The 13869-nt window shown below is 74.4% G+C and carries 11 protein-coding genes and 1 pseudogene; 5 read left to right on the top strand and 7 right to left on the bottom strand.

What is annotated here, in order from left to right:
* Positions 1–45: 45 nt before the first annotated feature.
* Positions 46–1005 (bottom strand): MurR/RpiR family transcriptional regulator, encoded by a 960-nt coding sequence (locus O7606_RS02220; RefSeq protein ID WP_281597296.1) that lies wholly within the window; start codon positions 1003–1005, stop codon positions 46–48.
* Between the two features lie 203 nt (positions 1006–1208).
* On the opposite strand from O7606_RS02220, the gene O7606_RS02215 reads away from it, so the two are divergent.
* A complete protein-coding gene (locus O7606_RS02215) occupies positions 1209–2351 on the top strand; it encodes a BadF/BadG/BcrA/BcrD ATPase family protein (protein WP_281597295.1) in 1143 nt (380 codons plus the stop codon).
* Between the two features lie 98 nt (positions 2352–2449).
* A pseudogene (locus O7606_RS02210) lies at positions 2450–3805 on the top strand (acyltransferase); the annotation flags it as partial.
* Positions 3806–3857: 52 nt separating this feature from the next.
* Here the strand turns inward: O7606_RS02210 and O7606_RS02205 are convergent.
* Positions 3858–4328: a nuclear transport factor 2 family protein gene (locus O7606_RS02205; protein WP_281597294.1), complete on the bottom strand. Its 471-nt coding sequence runs from the start codon at positions 4326–4328 to the stop codon at positions 3858–3860.
* 85 nt (positions 4329–4413) lie between these two features.
* Between O7606_RS02205 and O7606_RS02200 the strand changes: the two genes are divergently transcribed.
* The gene (locus tag O7606_RS02200; protein WP_281597293.1) at positions 4414–5037 is read left to right on the top strand and encodes a TetR/AcrR family transcriptional regulator; all 624 of its coding nucleotides are present in this window, start codon (positions 4414–4416) and stop codon (positions 5035–5037) included.
* Positions 5038–5155: 118 nt separating this feature from the next.
* Here the strand turns inward: O7606_RS02200 and O7606_RS02195 are convergent, their stop codons facing one another.
* Entirely contained in the window at positions 5156–6205 is a 1050-nt protein-coding gene (locus O7606_RS02195) for a GNAT family N-acetyltransferase (RefSeq protein WP_281597292.1), read from the bottom strand.
* A gap of 124 nt (positions 6206–6329) precedes the next feature.
* Positions 6330–7673, bottom strand: a complete 1344-nt coding sequence (gene murD, locus O7606_RS02190) for a UDP-N-acetylmuramoyl-L-alanine--D-glutamate ligase (protein ID WP_281597291.1) — start codon at positions 7671–7673, stop codon at positions 6330–6332.
* 54 nt (positions 7674–7727) lie between these two features.
* Here murD and O7606_RS02185 point away from each other — a divergent pair, with 54 nt between their 5' ends.
* A complete protein-coding gene (locus tag O7606_RS02185) occupies positions 7728–9077 on the top strand; it encodes a hypothetical protein (RefSeq protein ID WP_281597290.1) in 1350 nt (449 codons plus the stop codon).
* 22 nt (positions 9078–9099) lie between these two features.
* On the opposite strand, the gene O7606_RS02180 is transcribed toward O7606_RS02185, so the two are convergent.
* Positions 9100–9381 carry a BON domain-containing protein gene (locus O7606_RS02180; RefSeq protein WP_281597289.1) on the bottom strand — a complete coding sequence of 94 codons (282 nt, stop codon included), beginning with the start codon at positions 9379–9381 and terminating at the stop codon, positions 9100–9102.
* Between the two features lie 279 nt (positions 9382–9660).
* Between O7606_RS02180 and O7606_RS02175 the strand changes: the two genes are divergently transcribed.
* Positions 9661–10485: a hypothetical protein gene (locus O7606_RS02175; protein WP_281597288.1), complete on the top strand. Its 825-nt coding sequence runs from the start codon at positions 9661–9663 to the stop codon at positions 10483–10485.
* 83 nt (positions 10486–10568) lie between these two features.
* Here the strand turns inward: O7606_RS02175 and O7606_RS02170 are convergent, their stop codons facing one another.
* Positions 10569–12233: a PucR family transcriptional regulator ligand-binding domain-containing protein gene (locus tag O7606_RS02170; protein ID WP_281597287.1), complete on the bottom strand. Its 1665-nt coding sequence runs from the start codon at positions 12231–12233 to the stop codon at positions 10569–10571.
* A gap of 118 nt (positions 12234–12351) precedes the next feature.
* Positions 12352–13803, bottom strand: coding sequence for an argininosuccinate synthase (gene argG, locus O7606_RS02165; RefSeq protein ID WP_281597286.1), 1452 nt, complete (start codon positions 13801–13803; stop codon positions 12352–12354).
* Positions 13804–13869 lie beyond the last annotated feature (66 nt).

The raw sequence follows: 13869 nt of genomic DNA, 5'->3' as shown, positions 1-13869 counted from the left end.
TCTCTCCTTGAAGTGGGATCTGTGCGGAGGTGGGAGAAGGAGCGTTCAGGGCAGGGCCGCGCGGGCGGCCTTGTGCCCGTCGACGGCCTGGGCGGTACGCCGGAAGGCCGCGTGGGCGCGGTCGTGGGTGCGCTGCGCGACCGCCACGTAGAGCAGGTCGAGCACGACGAGCTGGGGATGCCGGGCGGAGAGCGCGTCGGGGCGGTAGGTGGTGGACTGGCTGGCGGTGAGCAGCACCACGTCGGCCAGCTCGGCCAGGGGCGAACGGGGGAAGCCGGTCAACGCGACGGTGGTCGCGCCCCGGCTGCCCGCCTCGGCGAGGGTCTCGATGGTCTCCCGGGTCTGTCCGGAGTGCGAGATGCCCAGCGCCACGTCGCCGGGGCGCAGCAGCGCGGCGCTGGCCAGACCTTCGTGCACGTCGTTCCAGGCCCAGGCGGCCACCCCGATGCGGTGCAGGCTGAACTGCATCTCCTCGCCGACCAGCGCGCTGCCGCTGGCCCCGAAGATGGTCACCCGGGCCGCGCCGGCGATGGCCACCGCGGCCCGTTCCACCTCGGCGAGGTCGAGCAGCGCGGCGGTGTCGTGCATGGCGCGGGTGTCGGCGGCCATGATCTGTTCGAGCACCCGTTCCAGGGGGTCGCCGGGCTGGATCTCCCGGCCGATGTCGACGGTCCAGCCGGCGGAGCGGGCCCGGCCGGTCTCGGCGGCGATGCCGAGCCGCAGGTCGGCGTACCCGTCGAAGCCCATCGCCCGGCAGAACCGGGTGATCGTGGCCGGCGAGGTGCCGCTGCGTTCGGCGAGCTCCACGATGGTCGCCCGGGCCGCCGCCTCGGGATCGCTGAGCACGTGTTCGGCGACCCGGCGCAGCGCGCCGGTCAGGTCGGGGGCTCCGGCCCGGACCCGGGCCAGCACGCCCTCCGAGGCGACGCCGAGCGGGCTGCGGCGGTCGAACCCGTCGGTGTCGGCCGCCACGGGGGCGGCGGCGTCCACCTCGTGACCGACCATCGAGGCCCACCTTTCCGAAAAGAGTGTTAACTGTTAGTGGTAAAAGTTCTTACTGAGGACCCCTCCGTGTCAAGAGCGTGGGCGAAGTTTTCAAACTGTTACCTGAGGCGCACCCTGCGCCGCGCCTCCGCGCCTTGCCAGTCGCGCCCGGGTCGACCAGCATGGATCCGCCCCACGGGACGACCATCGGGAGGTGCGACGGCATGTCCGGCAGCAACGTGGACCGCCCGGACCCCGGCGGCTCCGCCGGCGCCGTCATGGACCGTCCGGCCACCGGCGGCGCGTCCGGGACCGTCGCGGACCGCCCGGGCGCCGGCGGCTCCTCCGGGGCCGCCGCCGGCCGCCCGGACGCCGGCGTTTCCGGGGCCGTCGTCGTCGGGCTGGACGTCGGGGGCACCTCCACCCGGGCCGTCGTGGCCACCGTCGCCGGGGAACGCCTCGGCGCCGCCCGCGCCGGCGGCGGCAACCCGACCAGCCACGGGCCCGACCGGGCCGCCGACGAGGTACGGGCCGCCCTGCGCGGCGCGCTGGCCGGGATCACGCCGTCCCGGGTCGCCGCCGGGGTCATCGGGCTGGCCGGCGCCGGCCGGCTCCTCGCCGACCCGGCCGGGCGGGACGCCTTCGACCGCGCCTGGCGCGACGCCGGGCTGCGCTGCCCGTACACGGTGCACAGCGACGCCCTGATCGCGTACGCGGCCGGCACGTCCGCCCCGGACGGCACCGTCCTCGTCGCCGGCACCGGCGCCATCGCCGCCCGGGTGCGCGGACTGCGCCTGGACCGGGTCGCCGACGGCCACGGCTGGCTGCTCGGCGACGCCGGCTCCGGCTTCTGGCTCGGCCGGGAGGCGGTCCGCCGGGTCCTGGCCGACCTCGACCGGGCGCGGCAGCCGGACGCGCTCGGCGGTCGGGTCCTCACCACGCTGCTCGGCCACGCCACCGTCGCGCCCCGCCCCCGGGACACCGTGGACGCGCTCGTCCAGACGATCACCCGACGTCCCCCGGTGGAGCTGGCCCGACTCGCCCCGCTGGTCGTCGAGGCCGCCCGCGACGCCGAGCCGACCGCCGTCGCGCTGATCGCGCAGGCCGCCGCGCACCTCGCCGACAGCGCCGGCCGGATCCGCCCGCCGGAGGCCGCCGACCCGGTCGTGCTCGGCGGCGGGCTGCTCACCGGGGACACCCCGCTCGCCGCCGCGCTCCGCGCCGAGCTGCGCCGCCGCTGGCCGGACGCGTCCGTACGCCGGGCCGGGGACGGCGCCGCCGCGGCGGCCTGGCTGGCCGCCCGCGACCTGCCCGGGACGACCGACCCGGCCGCGCTGCACGACCGGCTGCTGACCGCCGCGCCCTGACCGCGCCCGCTCCCCCGGTCACCCTGCGCGCCGGCACGACGCTGGTCGGCCGGGCCGTTCGCCCGTCCGGACCCGGCGGGCGGGCATAGCCTGACGGCATGGGCCGCCTGCGGCAGCTCGCCGAGCGGACGCCGGCCGACCGGGAACGCTACGTCGACCTGCTCCGGGCGGCGGCGATCACCATGGTCGTGATCGGTCACTGGACGGCCACCGTCCTCGGGTACGACGAGACGGGCCGCCCCACCGGCCGCTCCGCCCTGCCGGAGCTGCCCTGGGCGTACCCGCTGACCTGGCTGGCCCAGGTGATGCCGGTGTTCTTCCTGGTCGGCGGCTACGCCAACGCCGCCTCCCTGGTGTCCCGGCGACGCCGGGGCGGGACCGCCACCGGCTGGCTGCTCGACCGCAGCGCCCGGCTGATCCCGCCGACCACCGTCCTGGTGCTGGTGCTCACCGGCGGCGCGTCGACCGCGCGACTGGCCGGCGTCGACCCGACCCTGATCCGTACGGTCGTCTGGTTCGCCACCGTGCCGCTGTGGTTCCTCGCGGCGTACCTGGTGGTGGTGCCGTTGACCCCCCTGACGTACCGGCTGCACGAACGCTTCGGGCTCGCCGTGCCGGTGGCGCTGGCGACCCTGGTCGGCCTCGGTGACCTGGGCCGGCTGCTCGGCCCGGCGCATCTGGCGCTGGGCAGTTACCTGTTCGGTTGGCTAGCCGTGCACCAGCTCGGCTACGGCTGGTACGACGCGCGGCGCGGCGTCCGACGGCGGTGGCGACGGCTGCCGCCGGACCGTCGGACGGGCTGGCCGCTGCTGCTGGGCGGCAGCGTCGTGCTGGTGCTGGCCACCACGGTCGGCCCGTACCCGGTGAGCATGCTCAACGTGCCCGGTCAGCGGTTGGACAACTCCGCCCCGCCGAGCCTGGCGCTGCTGGCCCTGGCGGCCGCACAACTAGGGTTGATCATGTTGTGCCGGGATCCGGTCGAGCGGTGGCTGCGCCGCGCCGGCCCGTGGCGGGTGGTGATCGCGGTGAACGCGGTGGTGCTGACCGTCTTCCTCTGGCACCTCACCGCGGCGATCCTGGTGGTCGGCGGACTCGACCTGGTGGGTCTGCTGCCCACCCCGCCGGTGGACTCGCCGGCCTGGTGGGCCTGGCGGGCGCCGTGGCTGCTGATGCTGTCGGTGGCGCTGGCCGGGCTGGTCGCGGTCTTCGGCCCGGTGGAGGCCCGCGCGATCCGCCGCGGCAGCCCGGTGGGCCGGCCCGCCGGGCCGGTGGTGGCGTGGCTGCGGGGTGGGTTGGCGGTGGGTGGTTTCGCCACCGTGGTCGCCGCGCTGGCGTTCAACGCGGTGACCCCCCGGCAGTCGCCTGAGCCGCTGGGCCTGCCGGCCGGCGCGCTGGTCGCCTACCTCGTCGGAGCCGGCCTGCTGCGGCTGCTACGGGCCACCGGCTCCGGCGGGCCGACGCGGAGAGGCGGGCCATCTGCCGCATCCGCGGCGCGGCGCGGTAGAGCTAATCCCCCGTGGTGGTCGCCCTGGCGGCCTCGACCGCCGACCTGAAGTCGGGCGTGGCCCCGATCTGGGCGAGTAGCACGTTCGCCGCGTTGTAACAGGCGAACCTTGTCACCCTTCCCGCCCGGAGATACCAGAGATCCGCCGTCGGCACGTCGATACGGTTACCGGTCGGACGGATCTCGCCGACCGGAGTCGGGAACCCGCCCAGATGCGTTCCCTGGATTCGCAACTCGACGGCGACGACGTCACCCAGCGCATGCACTGCGAGTAGCTCACGGTGGACGTCGGGGAAAACGCCGGCGAAGCCCGTCAGCGCCTGAGGGATCTGGTCCCCGTGGAAGGTCAGCGAATTCGGCACGTCGTGGAACGTCCCATCCTCGGTGAACAAGGCGCGAAAACCCTGTCCGTCGAGGACGTTGCCTTCCGCCAGCCGGTACGCCTCGCGGACCACATCTTCGTTACTTCTCACGTCCACCCTCCCTTGATCCTTCGTGTCGTCTCCGGCCACGCTAACAGGTTTTTGACCGGATGGTCAATAACGTAAGCTGGCTCACATGCCACGCCCCCGCAAGTTCATCGAGAGCGATGTCGTCAGCAGCGCCAGTGAGGTGTTCGCCGTGCACGGCCTCGCCGCAGCGACACTTGATGACCTGGTGCGGGCGACCGGCCTGGGTAAACAGAGCCTGTACAACGCGTTCGGCGGGAAACGGGAATTGTTTCTCCGGGCGCTCTCCGAGGACCGGGAGGAGGCGACCCGCGCCGTCTCGGAAGCGCTCGGCCACGACGACGCGCTGCCGCTGGAACGAATTCGGGGCCACCTGCTCATGATGGCGATCGAGTTCAGCAGCAGTGAGCGGCGGGTCTCGCTCGCCACGCGCGCGCTTGTCGAATCGACCGGCGCGGAGGATCCACTCTCGACGACCACGAAGGCCGGCATCGAACAGCTCGCCGGGGTCTACGCCCGATGCCTGGAACACGCGCGGGAGAACGGGGATCTGCCGGCCGACGCGAACGTGCAGTCGCTGGCGGTCTATTTTGTCGCCGTAACCCGGGGGATGGAGTTGCTCGGCCGCGCCGGTGTCGGCCGCGCCGTTCTCACCGGGGTCGCGCTCGACGCGCTTCGTGTGCTCCACGGCCAGCGGATGGAAAACGCCGACGACCGCCCGCCGAAGCGGTAACGACCGCCGGTGGCCGGTCACCGCCAGGGCTGACTCTCGTCAGCAGGTTTACGCACGCCCGCAGTGACCGTTGGGGCTTCGAGGGGCGTGATCCGGTGAGGATCGCGCGATCCTGGGCTCAGTAGCCGACCAGGCGGTGCAGCCGGAGGAACGTCTCGGTGAAACCGAGCGCCGGCCAGGCCCGCGAGGAGAGCAGGTTGGTCACCCGCCAGTCGGTGACCACGCTGTCGAAGCCCGCCCCGGCCGCCCAGTCGACCACGGCCGCGCCCAGGGCCCGTCCCGCGCCGACGCCGCGCGCGTGCGGGAAGACCGCGGCGAAGGCGAGCAGGCCAGCGTTCTCCGGCCGGGCCAGGCCACGATGACTGCCGGACCTTTCCACCGAGCACCCGAACGCCGAGCCGATCACCTCGCCGTCCCGTTCCACCACGAAGGTGGCGTAGCCGGGGTCGTCGATGTCCTCGGTCCAGTCGGCGAGGCTCTCCTCGAACGTCTGCGCGGGCCCGGCGGAGAACGTGGGTGACAGGCCGTGCTGGCGGGGCAGCTCGGCGTCGAGCCGGGCGAGCACCGGAACGTCCGCCCGGTCGGCCCGCCGCACCACGAGCCGCCCCGCGCCGTCCGACGCCGACAGCCCCTGCCGAGTCGACGCCGCCGCCGACGGCCCAGGCGGAGTCGACGCCGCCTTCGACGGCCCGGCCGACAGCGGCCCGGGCGGGATCGGGCGGACGGCGTGGGCGTGCTGCTGACCGAACCCCGACCGGAACCAGGCGTGCGCCAACTCCCGGTCGGGCGCGGGCACCAGGACGTAGTGCGCGGTGCGGCCCTCGTCGACCCAGCGGGCGGCGGCCACCCCGTACAGGTCGCGCATTGCCTCGGGGTCGGTGGTGGCCTGCCCGGCCGCCTCGACCCAGACGTTCGGCCCCCACGTCGCCGCCGCTTTCGGGGCGCCGAGCAGGAAGCCGACCGGGACGCCGGCCCGGAAGGCGACCGCGCCCGAGGCGTCCGGCGTCCCGAAGGCGGCCGTCAGCTCGGCCGTGGCGGTCGCCGGGTCCTCGAAGCGGGGCGGCAGCAACGGCTGGGCGACCCGGTGCCGGCGGTGCCGCCCGGCCAGCAACGCGCCGCAGACGGCCAGCTCGTCGGCCGTCAACGGCCGTACCTCCAGGCGGGACATGGCCGGCACCGTACCGACGGCGCGGGCCCGCCCGCACCCGCATTTCGACCGCCGGACGGCCCGGCCAAGGGCGACCGGTCAGCCGGACGGCCCGGCCAGGGCGGGGCGGGGCGGGGCGGGGCGGTCAGGCGGTGTCGCGGACGGCCTGGGCGAAGACCTCGGAGCGGTGCTCGAAGTTGCGGAACCGGCCGTAGCTGGGCGCGGCCGGGGAGAGCAGCACCACCCCGCCGGCCGGGGTGAGCTTACGGGCCAGCCGCACCGCCGCGACCAGGTCGTCGGCGAGCTCGGTACGCACCCGGGGCAGCCCGGCCAGGGCGTCGACGATCCGGGGCCCGCTGTCCGGGATGCCGATCACGGTGATCTCCCGCTGGGTCAGGTGTTCCCGCAGCGGCGTGTAGTCCAGCCCCCGGTCGGTGCCGCCGACGATCACCGTCAACGGGCGGCCCTGGTACGCGTCGATCGCGTGCATCGCCGCGTACGGGCTGGTGGCGAGGGTGTCGTCGACGAAGGTCAGCCCGGACGGGTCGGCGATCTCGGTGAGCCGGTGGGCGAGCCCCTGGAACGCGGCGACCGCCGCCGCGATCTCGTCGGCGCGGGCCGGCACGTCCACGCCGAGCGCGTCCAGCACCGCCAGGGCCACGCACAGGTTGCCCGCGTTGTGCGCGCCGACCAGCGGCAACGCCGTACGGGGAAAGAGGGGTCGGCCGGCGGCGTGGAACCACGGCGTGCCGTCCGGGCCGACGGCGACGTGGAAGCCGTCGGGACGGCCGGCGCGTACCCTCGGCCGGTCGCCCAGCTCGGCGGCGAGCCGCTCGTCGAGGTCGTTGACGACCACCGTCTCCGGCCCGTGCGCGAGCAGGTTGAGCTTGTCCCGGTAGTACTCCCGTTCGCCGCCGTGCGCGTCCAGGTGCTCGGGGAACAGCGCGGTGACCACCGCCACCCGGGGCGAGTCGGTCAGGTCGGCGCACTGGTAGCTGGACAGCTCCAGCACGTACAGCCCGGCCTCGGGCAGGTCGAGCAGCGGCACGCCGATGTTGCCGCCGAAGACGTTGGGCCGGCCGAGGGCGGTGAGCAGGTGGCTGACCAGGCTGGAGGTGGTGCTCTTGCCCTTGCTGCCGGTGACCCCGACGGTGCGGGCGGCGTGGTCGGCCAGCCACAGCGCGCTGCCGCCGGTCACGGTGACCCCCCGGCGGCGCAGCTCGACCAGCCACGGGTGGGTCTGCGGGACGCCCGGCGACCGGACCACCACGTCGGCGGCGGCCAGCGCGGCGAACCCGTCCTCGCCGGTGACCAGCGGCGCGGCCTCGGCCAGCGGCCCGGACCAGTCCAGCGACAGGAAGTTCGCGCTGTCGTCGACGGCGACCAGCCGCGCCGGGCCGTGCGCGGCGACGGCGGTCACCGCGGCCCGGCCCTCCCGACCGGTGCCCCAGACGGCGACAGAACGTCCGCGCAGGTCAGACAGGCGCACAGGGGATCCCCTCCAGCCAGGTACGGGCTCATTTGTCACGGCCTAGTATGGCGTGTGCCCAACGAACAGCTCCGGCGGATGGACGCCTTCACCTTCCCGTCCCGCGCGATCGACCTGACCACCGGTGAGGTGCGGCTGGACTACGCGCTCACCGGGCCGGACGGCGAGCTGCGGTTCACCGAGGTGGTCATCTTGCCGCTGCCCGCCGAGCCGCCGTCACCGGCCACCCGGGCCGCCCTCGACCGGGTGCTGGAGCTGCTGCACCTGGCCGCCGGGGTGAGCTACTACAAGGCCGCCGCGCCGCCCCGGCTGATCGCCCCGGCGCCGCTGGGCGGGGCCGCCGTGGCGTGGCTCACCGCCGTCTACACCAGGGGCCTGGCCGAGTACGCCTACCGTAACGACCTGCCGTACGTGCTGGAGCTGGTCCCCGAGACGCCCGCCGGCTCGGTGGCCCCGCCCGGGGCGCTGGACGCCGCCGACCGGCGTCCGCTCTGCGCCGTCGGCGGCGGCAAGGACTCGATCGTCAGCCTGGAGGCGCTGCGCCGGGCCGGGCTGGACCCGGTGCCGTTCTCGGTCAACCCGAACCACGTGATCGTCTCGGTGAACGAGGCGTCCGGGCTGCCCGCGCTGGCCGCCCGACGCAGGCTCGACCCGGCGCTGTTCGCGCTGAACAAGGCCGGCGCGCGCAACGGGCACATCCCGGTCACCGCGATCAACTCGCTGATCGCGGTCGCCACCGCCGTGCTGCACGGGCTCGGTCCGGTGGTGATGTCCAACGAGCGGTCCGCGTCCGACCCGAACCTGATCTGGAACGGACACGAGGTCAACCACCAGTGGTCCAAGGGGGTCGAGGCGGAAGGGCTGCTGCGGGCGGCGCTGACCGACCACGCCGGGCTCGCCGAGCCGTACTTCTCGCTGCTGCGGTCCCTGTCGGAGCTGCACATCGCCCGGCTGTTCGCCGCGACCACCCGCTACGACGCGGTGGTGACGAGCTGCAACGCCGCGTTCAAGCTGCACGACCCGAGCGCCCGCTGGTGCCGGGACTGCCCGAAGTGCCGGTTCGTCTTCCTGGCCCTGGCCCCGAACATGCCCCGCGAGCGGATCGTCGACATCTTCGGCGGCGACCTGCTCGCCGACGCCAGCCAGTTGCCCGGCTACCGGGAGCTGCTCGGCGTGGACGGACACAAGCCGTTCGAGTGCGTCGGCGAGGTCGAGGAGTCGGTGGTGGCGTTGGGGCTGCTCGCCGAGCAGGACCAGTGGCGGGACGCGCCGGTGGTCCGGGCGCTGGTCGCCGAGGTGCCGCCGCAGGCGTGGACCGCCGCCGCCGGATCCGACGTGTTCACCCCCGGCGGCCCGCACTTCGTCCCGCCCGCGTACGCGAAGGCCCTGGCCGCGCTGACCTGACCCACGGTCGCCGCGCCGCCGGTCACGCCGTTCGCCCACGGCGCTGGCGCAGCCGGTTGTTGACGTCGCGGACGCCGGGGGCGCGCCAGGCGTGGGCGTGTGCCTCGGCGCGGCGTTCCGCCGAGCTGACCTCCCCCTCCAGGATGATCACGCCGTTCTGCGCCTCGATGCAGATCCGCTCGTACCGCAGCAGGGGGTCCTGCCGCATCTGGTCGAGCAGCCGGTAGGCCAGCACGGTGTCGGGGTCGCCGGAGCGGGGCGGGAACACCGGCACGTCGCCGGCGGAGAACCAGGGGTAGAACACGGGGGACTCCTCACTGGGGATCCGGGGGTTCCAGGTGGAACCGGCCTGTCGCCTCGGTACCCGGCCCGCGGCGACGTCATTACGACAAGCCCGTGACAAATCCCGGCAGGTGGTGGCTGCGACGCTCCGGGCCGGGCCGGGTGAGCCGCCCGGCAGCCACCCGCGTCCGGCAGCCGGGCAGACACATAGCCTCTCATTGATATAGCGTCCGTTGGGCGGGGCGAAGAGGGCGCGTCGGTCGCCAGAATGCGGGCCCGCCCGGACAGAGGGGAGACCTCGGTGAGAGGCAAGCTCGTCGCCGTACTGTCGGGACTCACCGCAGCGCTCGTCACACTCGTCCTCGCCGCGGGCACGGCGAGCGGGGCCACCGGGCCGGTGCCGCCCACCACGCCGTACCCGGTCGTCCCGGTCGACCCGGCCGTCTGCCAGGCCGAGCAGATCCGGGTCGACCAGGCGAAGCTCCGCCACGACCAGGCGATCGCCCGCTACCAGCGGGTGCTGCGGATGTACCAGCAGGGCGCCGCCAACGCCCAGGAGCTGCGGGACGCCCGGAAGGCGGCGGACGAAGCCGCCCTCGCCCTGAACAACGCCCGCTACGCCCAGGCGAGGTGCCAGAACGACGCGGCGAACCCGGCCGACCGCAACTGCGTCGACCTCGCGTTGGAACTCAACCGCCTGCTCGACGAGTTGGCGATCACCAGGGACCTGGAGGCCATCACGAAGGCCAACGCCGAGGCTGCCGAGGCGGCCTGGCGGAGCGGCGCGCTGGACGTCGAGGAGTACGAACGGATCCGGACCGAGTACGAGCTCGCCAAGCTCCAGACGAAGCTGATCGAGCAGCTCGTGGCCGACCAACGGGCGCGGATCGCGGCGGCGGGTTGCCGCGACGTCGACCGGCCGACCCCGACGCCCACCCCGTCCGGCCCGGCCCCCACCGTCTCGCCGTCACCCTCCGGTCCGCCGTCGCCGAGCGGTTCGCCGTCGCCCTCCGGTCCGCCGTCGCCGAGCGGGCCCGCCCCGACCAGCGTCGCCCCGAGCGGCGGCCCCCAGACCCCGGCGCCGACCCGCACCGTCGTCCAGCCGAGCGGCCCGGCGCTGCCCTGACGACGACAGCGGGCAACGCCCGGGAACGGCGGGCACGGGCCCGGCCGACACCACTTCGGCTATCCGGGGTGTTCGCCTCGGGATCACCGGGCGCGGACGGCGTCCAGGGCGAGCAGGGCGACGTGCAGGGAGAGGCAGGTCTCGACCGAGTCGACGTCGGCGTCGAGGATCCGGGCGATCCGGGCCAGCCGCTCGTAGAACGCCGGCCGGGACAGGTGCGCGGCGTTGGCCGCCGCCGACTTGTTCCGCCCCTGCTCCAGGTACGCGCGCAGGGTGCCGAGCAGCCGGTCTCGGGGATGCCGCGCGTCGTACGACAGCAACGGGCCGAGCTCCCGCTCGACGAAGGTCTGCAGGCGCGGGTCGTCGCGCAGCAGGTGCAGCAGTCCGGCCAGCCCGACGTGCGGCAGCCGGAACACCGGCAGGTCCCGCCGGTCCCGGCGGGCGGCGTCGGCGACCTGTCGGGCCTCCACCAGGGACCGGCGCGCCTCCCGCAGGCCGTCCACCCCGCTGCCGGCGGCCACCACCAGCGCGGCCGGCGACCCGGGGCGGGCGTCGAGGCGTACCCGGCGCAGCGCGGCGGCGAACGCGGTCAGCGCCCGCGGCTCGGCGGCCGGCTCGGGCAGCGCCAGCAGCGCGCCCACCGACTGGTCGTCCAACGCGCTGGTCAGCGCGGTCAGTTTCGCCTCCCGCAAAGCCTGGCCGACGGCCTCGGCGAGGTCCCGCAGCCGGGCCGGGTCGCCCGGTGGGCTGTCGTCGGCGTCGTCGGCCCGCTGCCGGACCACCACCCCGACCAGGTGCCGCCGTTCCAGGACCACCCCGAGCGCGCGGGCCCGCAACGCCACCTCGTCGACCGGTCGCGAGTGGTCGAGCAGGGCGGTGAGCAAGGTCCGGTGCAGTTGCCGTTCCAGTCCCTCGGCGTCGCGCCGGATCAGCCGCCCCAACGCCAGCGTGGAGGCGGCCCGCTCGACCAGAATGGTCAGCCGGGTCGGCGGGGTCGCCTCGTCGGGCACGAGCTGCCGGCCCGGCCAGCGCAGCAGCAGCCGCCCCCAGTCCTGGCCCCGGGCCCCGACGGTGGTGACCAGCCAGCCGCTGTCGCTGTCGTACGCGGTCCGACCGGTCGGACGGATCCGCCGGGAGTGCTCCTCCCAGCCGTCCAGCAGCAGCTCGGCGCTCACCCCCGCCGGGTCGTACGCGAGCACCTGACGGGACATGTTCTCCAGCACCACCGGGCAGCCGGCCAGGGCGGCGGCCTGCCGGACCACCTCCTGCGGCTCCGCCCCGCTGACGGACAGCTCGGTGAACCGCTGGTGGATCTCCTCGGCGGCGCGCAGCTCGTGCAGTTGGGCGTCGACGATGAGCGCGTGCACCGCCTCGGTGATCCGGACGAACGGAGTGGCCCGGCGCAGCTCCACCAGCGGCAGGTCCCGCTGGGCGGCGGCGGTGACCATGGCCCGGGGCGCCCCGCCGACGTACCGACGGCCCAGCTCGACCACCAGCCCGGAGACCGGCACGTCGGCGAGCGCGGCGACGAACGCGCGCAGCCCCGCGTCCTGGGCGGGCAGCCCGATGCCGGTGGTGAGCACCAGCTCGCCGCCGCGCAGCAGGGTGGCGATGTCCGGCACCTCGGTGACGTGCACCCAGCGCACCGGCCGGTCCAGCCCGGCTTCGCCGGCGACCAGCCGGGGCCCGCCGTGCTGGACCGGGTCCAGCGCCAACACCTCACGCACGGTAGGGAACACGGGCGACACGCTACCCTGCGTGACAGCACGTCCGACCAGCCCGGCAGGGGATCCGTGTCCCAGGGGCCGCCCGTGTCCCCGGCGGCCGCCTGGGCCCTCGGCGGTCGCCGGGGCCCCGCAGCGGCGGTCAGTCGACGCCGAACTCCATGGCGGCGCGGTCGAGGGCCTCGTCCTCGGCGGACGGGACGCCCCGGGAGGCGATGGCCTCCGCGCCGCCCTCGGGCATCGCGCCGATCAGCCCGGTCGAGGCGGCCTGGGCCGCGCCGACCACCCGCTGCGGGTTCGCGCCGCCGACCATGCCGAGGGTGGCGTACTGCTCCAGCTTGGCCCGCGAGTCGGCGATGTCCAGGTTGCGCATGGTGAGCTGGCCGATCCGGTCCTGCGGGCCGAACGCCGAGTCCTCGGTGCGCTCCATCGACAGCTTGTCCGGGTGGTAGCTGAACGCCGGGCCGGTCGTGTCGAGGATCGAGTAGTCCTCGCCCCGGCGCAGCCGCAACGTCACCTCACCGGTGACCGCCGTGCCGACCCAGCGCTGCAACGACTCGCGCAGCATCAGCGCCTGCGGGTCCAGCCAGCGGCCCTCGTACATCAGCCGGCCGAGGCGGCGGCCCTCGTGGTGGTAGTTCGCCAGGGTGTCCTCGTTGTGGATGGCGTTGACCAGCCGCTCGTACGCGGCGTGCAGCAGCGCCATGCCGGGCGCCTCGTAGATGCCCCGGCTCTTGGCCTCGATGATCCGGTTCTCGATCTGGTCGGACATGCCCAGGCCGTGCCGGCCGCCGATGGCGTTGGCCTCCAGCACCAGGTCGACGGGGCTGCCGAACTCCTTGCCGTTGATGGTCACCGGGCGGCCCTGGTCGAAGCCGATGGTGACGTCCTCGGTGGGGATCTCCACCGCCGGGTCCCAGAACCGGACGCCCATGATCGGGTTGACCGTCTCGATGCCGGTGTCGAGGTGTTCGAGGGTCTTCGCCTCGTGGGTGGCGCCCCAGATGTTGGCGTCGGTGGAGTACGCCTTCTCGGTGCTGTCCCGGTACGGCAGGTCGCGTTCGAGCAGCCACTCCGACATCTCCCTGCGGCCACCCAGCTCGGTGACGAAGTCGGTGTCGAGCCACGGCTTGTAGATCCGGAGCTGCGGGTTGGCCAGCAGGCCGTACCGGTAGAAACGCTCGATGTCGTTGCCCTTGAAGGTCGAGCCGTCGCCCCAGATCTGCACGTCGTCGGAGATCATCGCGCGGACCAGCAGGGTCCCGGTCACAGCCCGGCCCAGCGGGGTGGTGTTGAAGTAGGCCCGCCCGCCGGAGCGGATGTGGAAGGCCCCACAGGTCAGCGCGGCCAGCCCCTCCTCGACCAGGGCGGCGCGGCAGTCGACCAGCCGGGCGACCTCGGCGCCGTAGCTGAGCGCGCGACCGGGCACCGAGGCGATGTCGGGCTCGTCGTACTGGCCGATATCGGCGGTGTAGGCACAGGGCACGGCGCCCTTGTCGCGCATCCACGCGACCGCGACAGAGGTGTCGAGACCGCCAGAGAAGGCGATGCCGACACGCTCGCCGATGGGCAGGGAGGTGAGAACCTTGGACACGGGGAAGATTATTCAACAGGACGCATGGTCATGCAAGCCGAACCGCCCGACCGGGCGGCCGGGCAG

This window comes from Micromonospora sp. WMMD882 (assembly GCF_027497255.1).
GTDB lineage: Bacteria > Actinomycetota > Actinomycetes > Mycobacteriales > Micromonosporaceae > Micromonospora.
This window is presented reverse-complemented; position numbering and strand designations above follow the sequence as displayed.

Excerpts from the sequence above, each read along its gene's own strand:
- O7606_RS02220 (WP_281597296.1), bottom strand. The coding sequence starts at position 1,005 with ATGGTCGGTCACGAGGTGGACGCCGCCGCCCCCGTGGCGGCCGACACC.
- O7606_RS02215 (WP_281597295.1), top strand. The coding sequence starts at position 1,209 with ATGTCCGGCAGCAACGTGGACCGCCCGGACCCCGGCGGCTCCGCCGGC.
- O7606_RS02195 (WP_281597292.1), bottom strand. The coding sequence starts at position 6,205 with ATGTCCCGCCTGGAGGTACGGCCGTTGACGGCCGACGAGCTGGCCGTC.
- O7606_RS02200 (WP_281597293.1), top strand. The coding sequence starts at position 4,414 with ATGCCACGCCCCCGCAAGTTCATCGAGAGCGATGTCGTCAGCAGCGCC.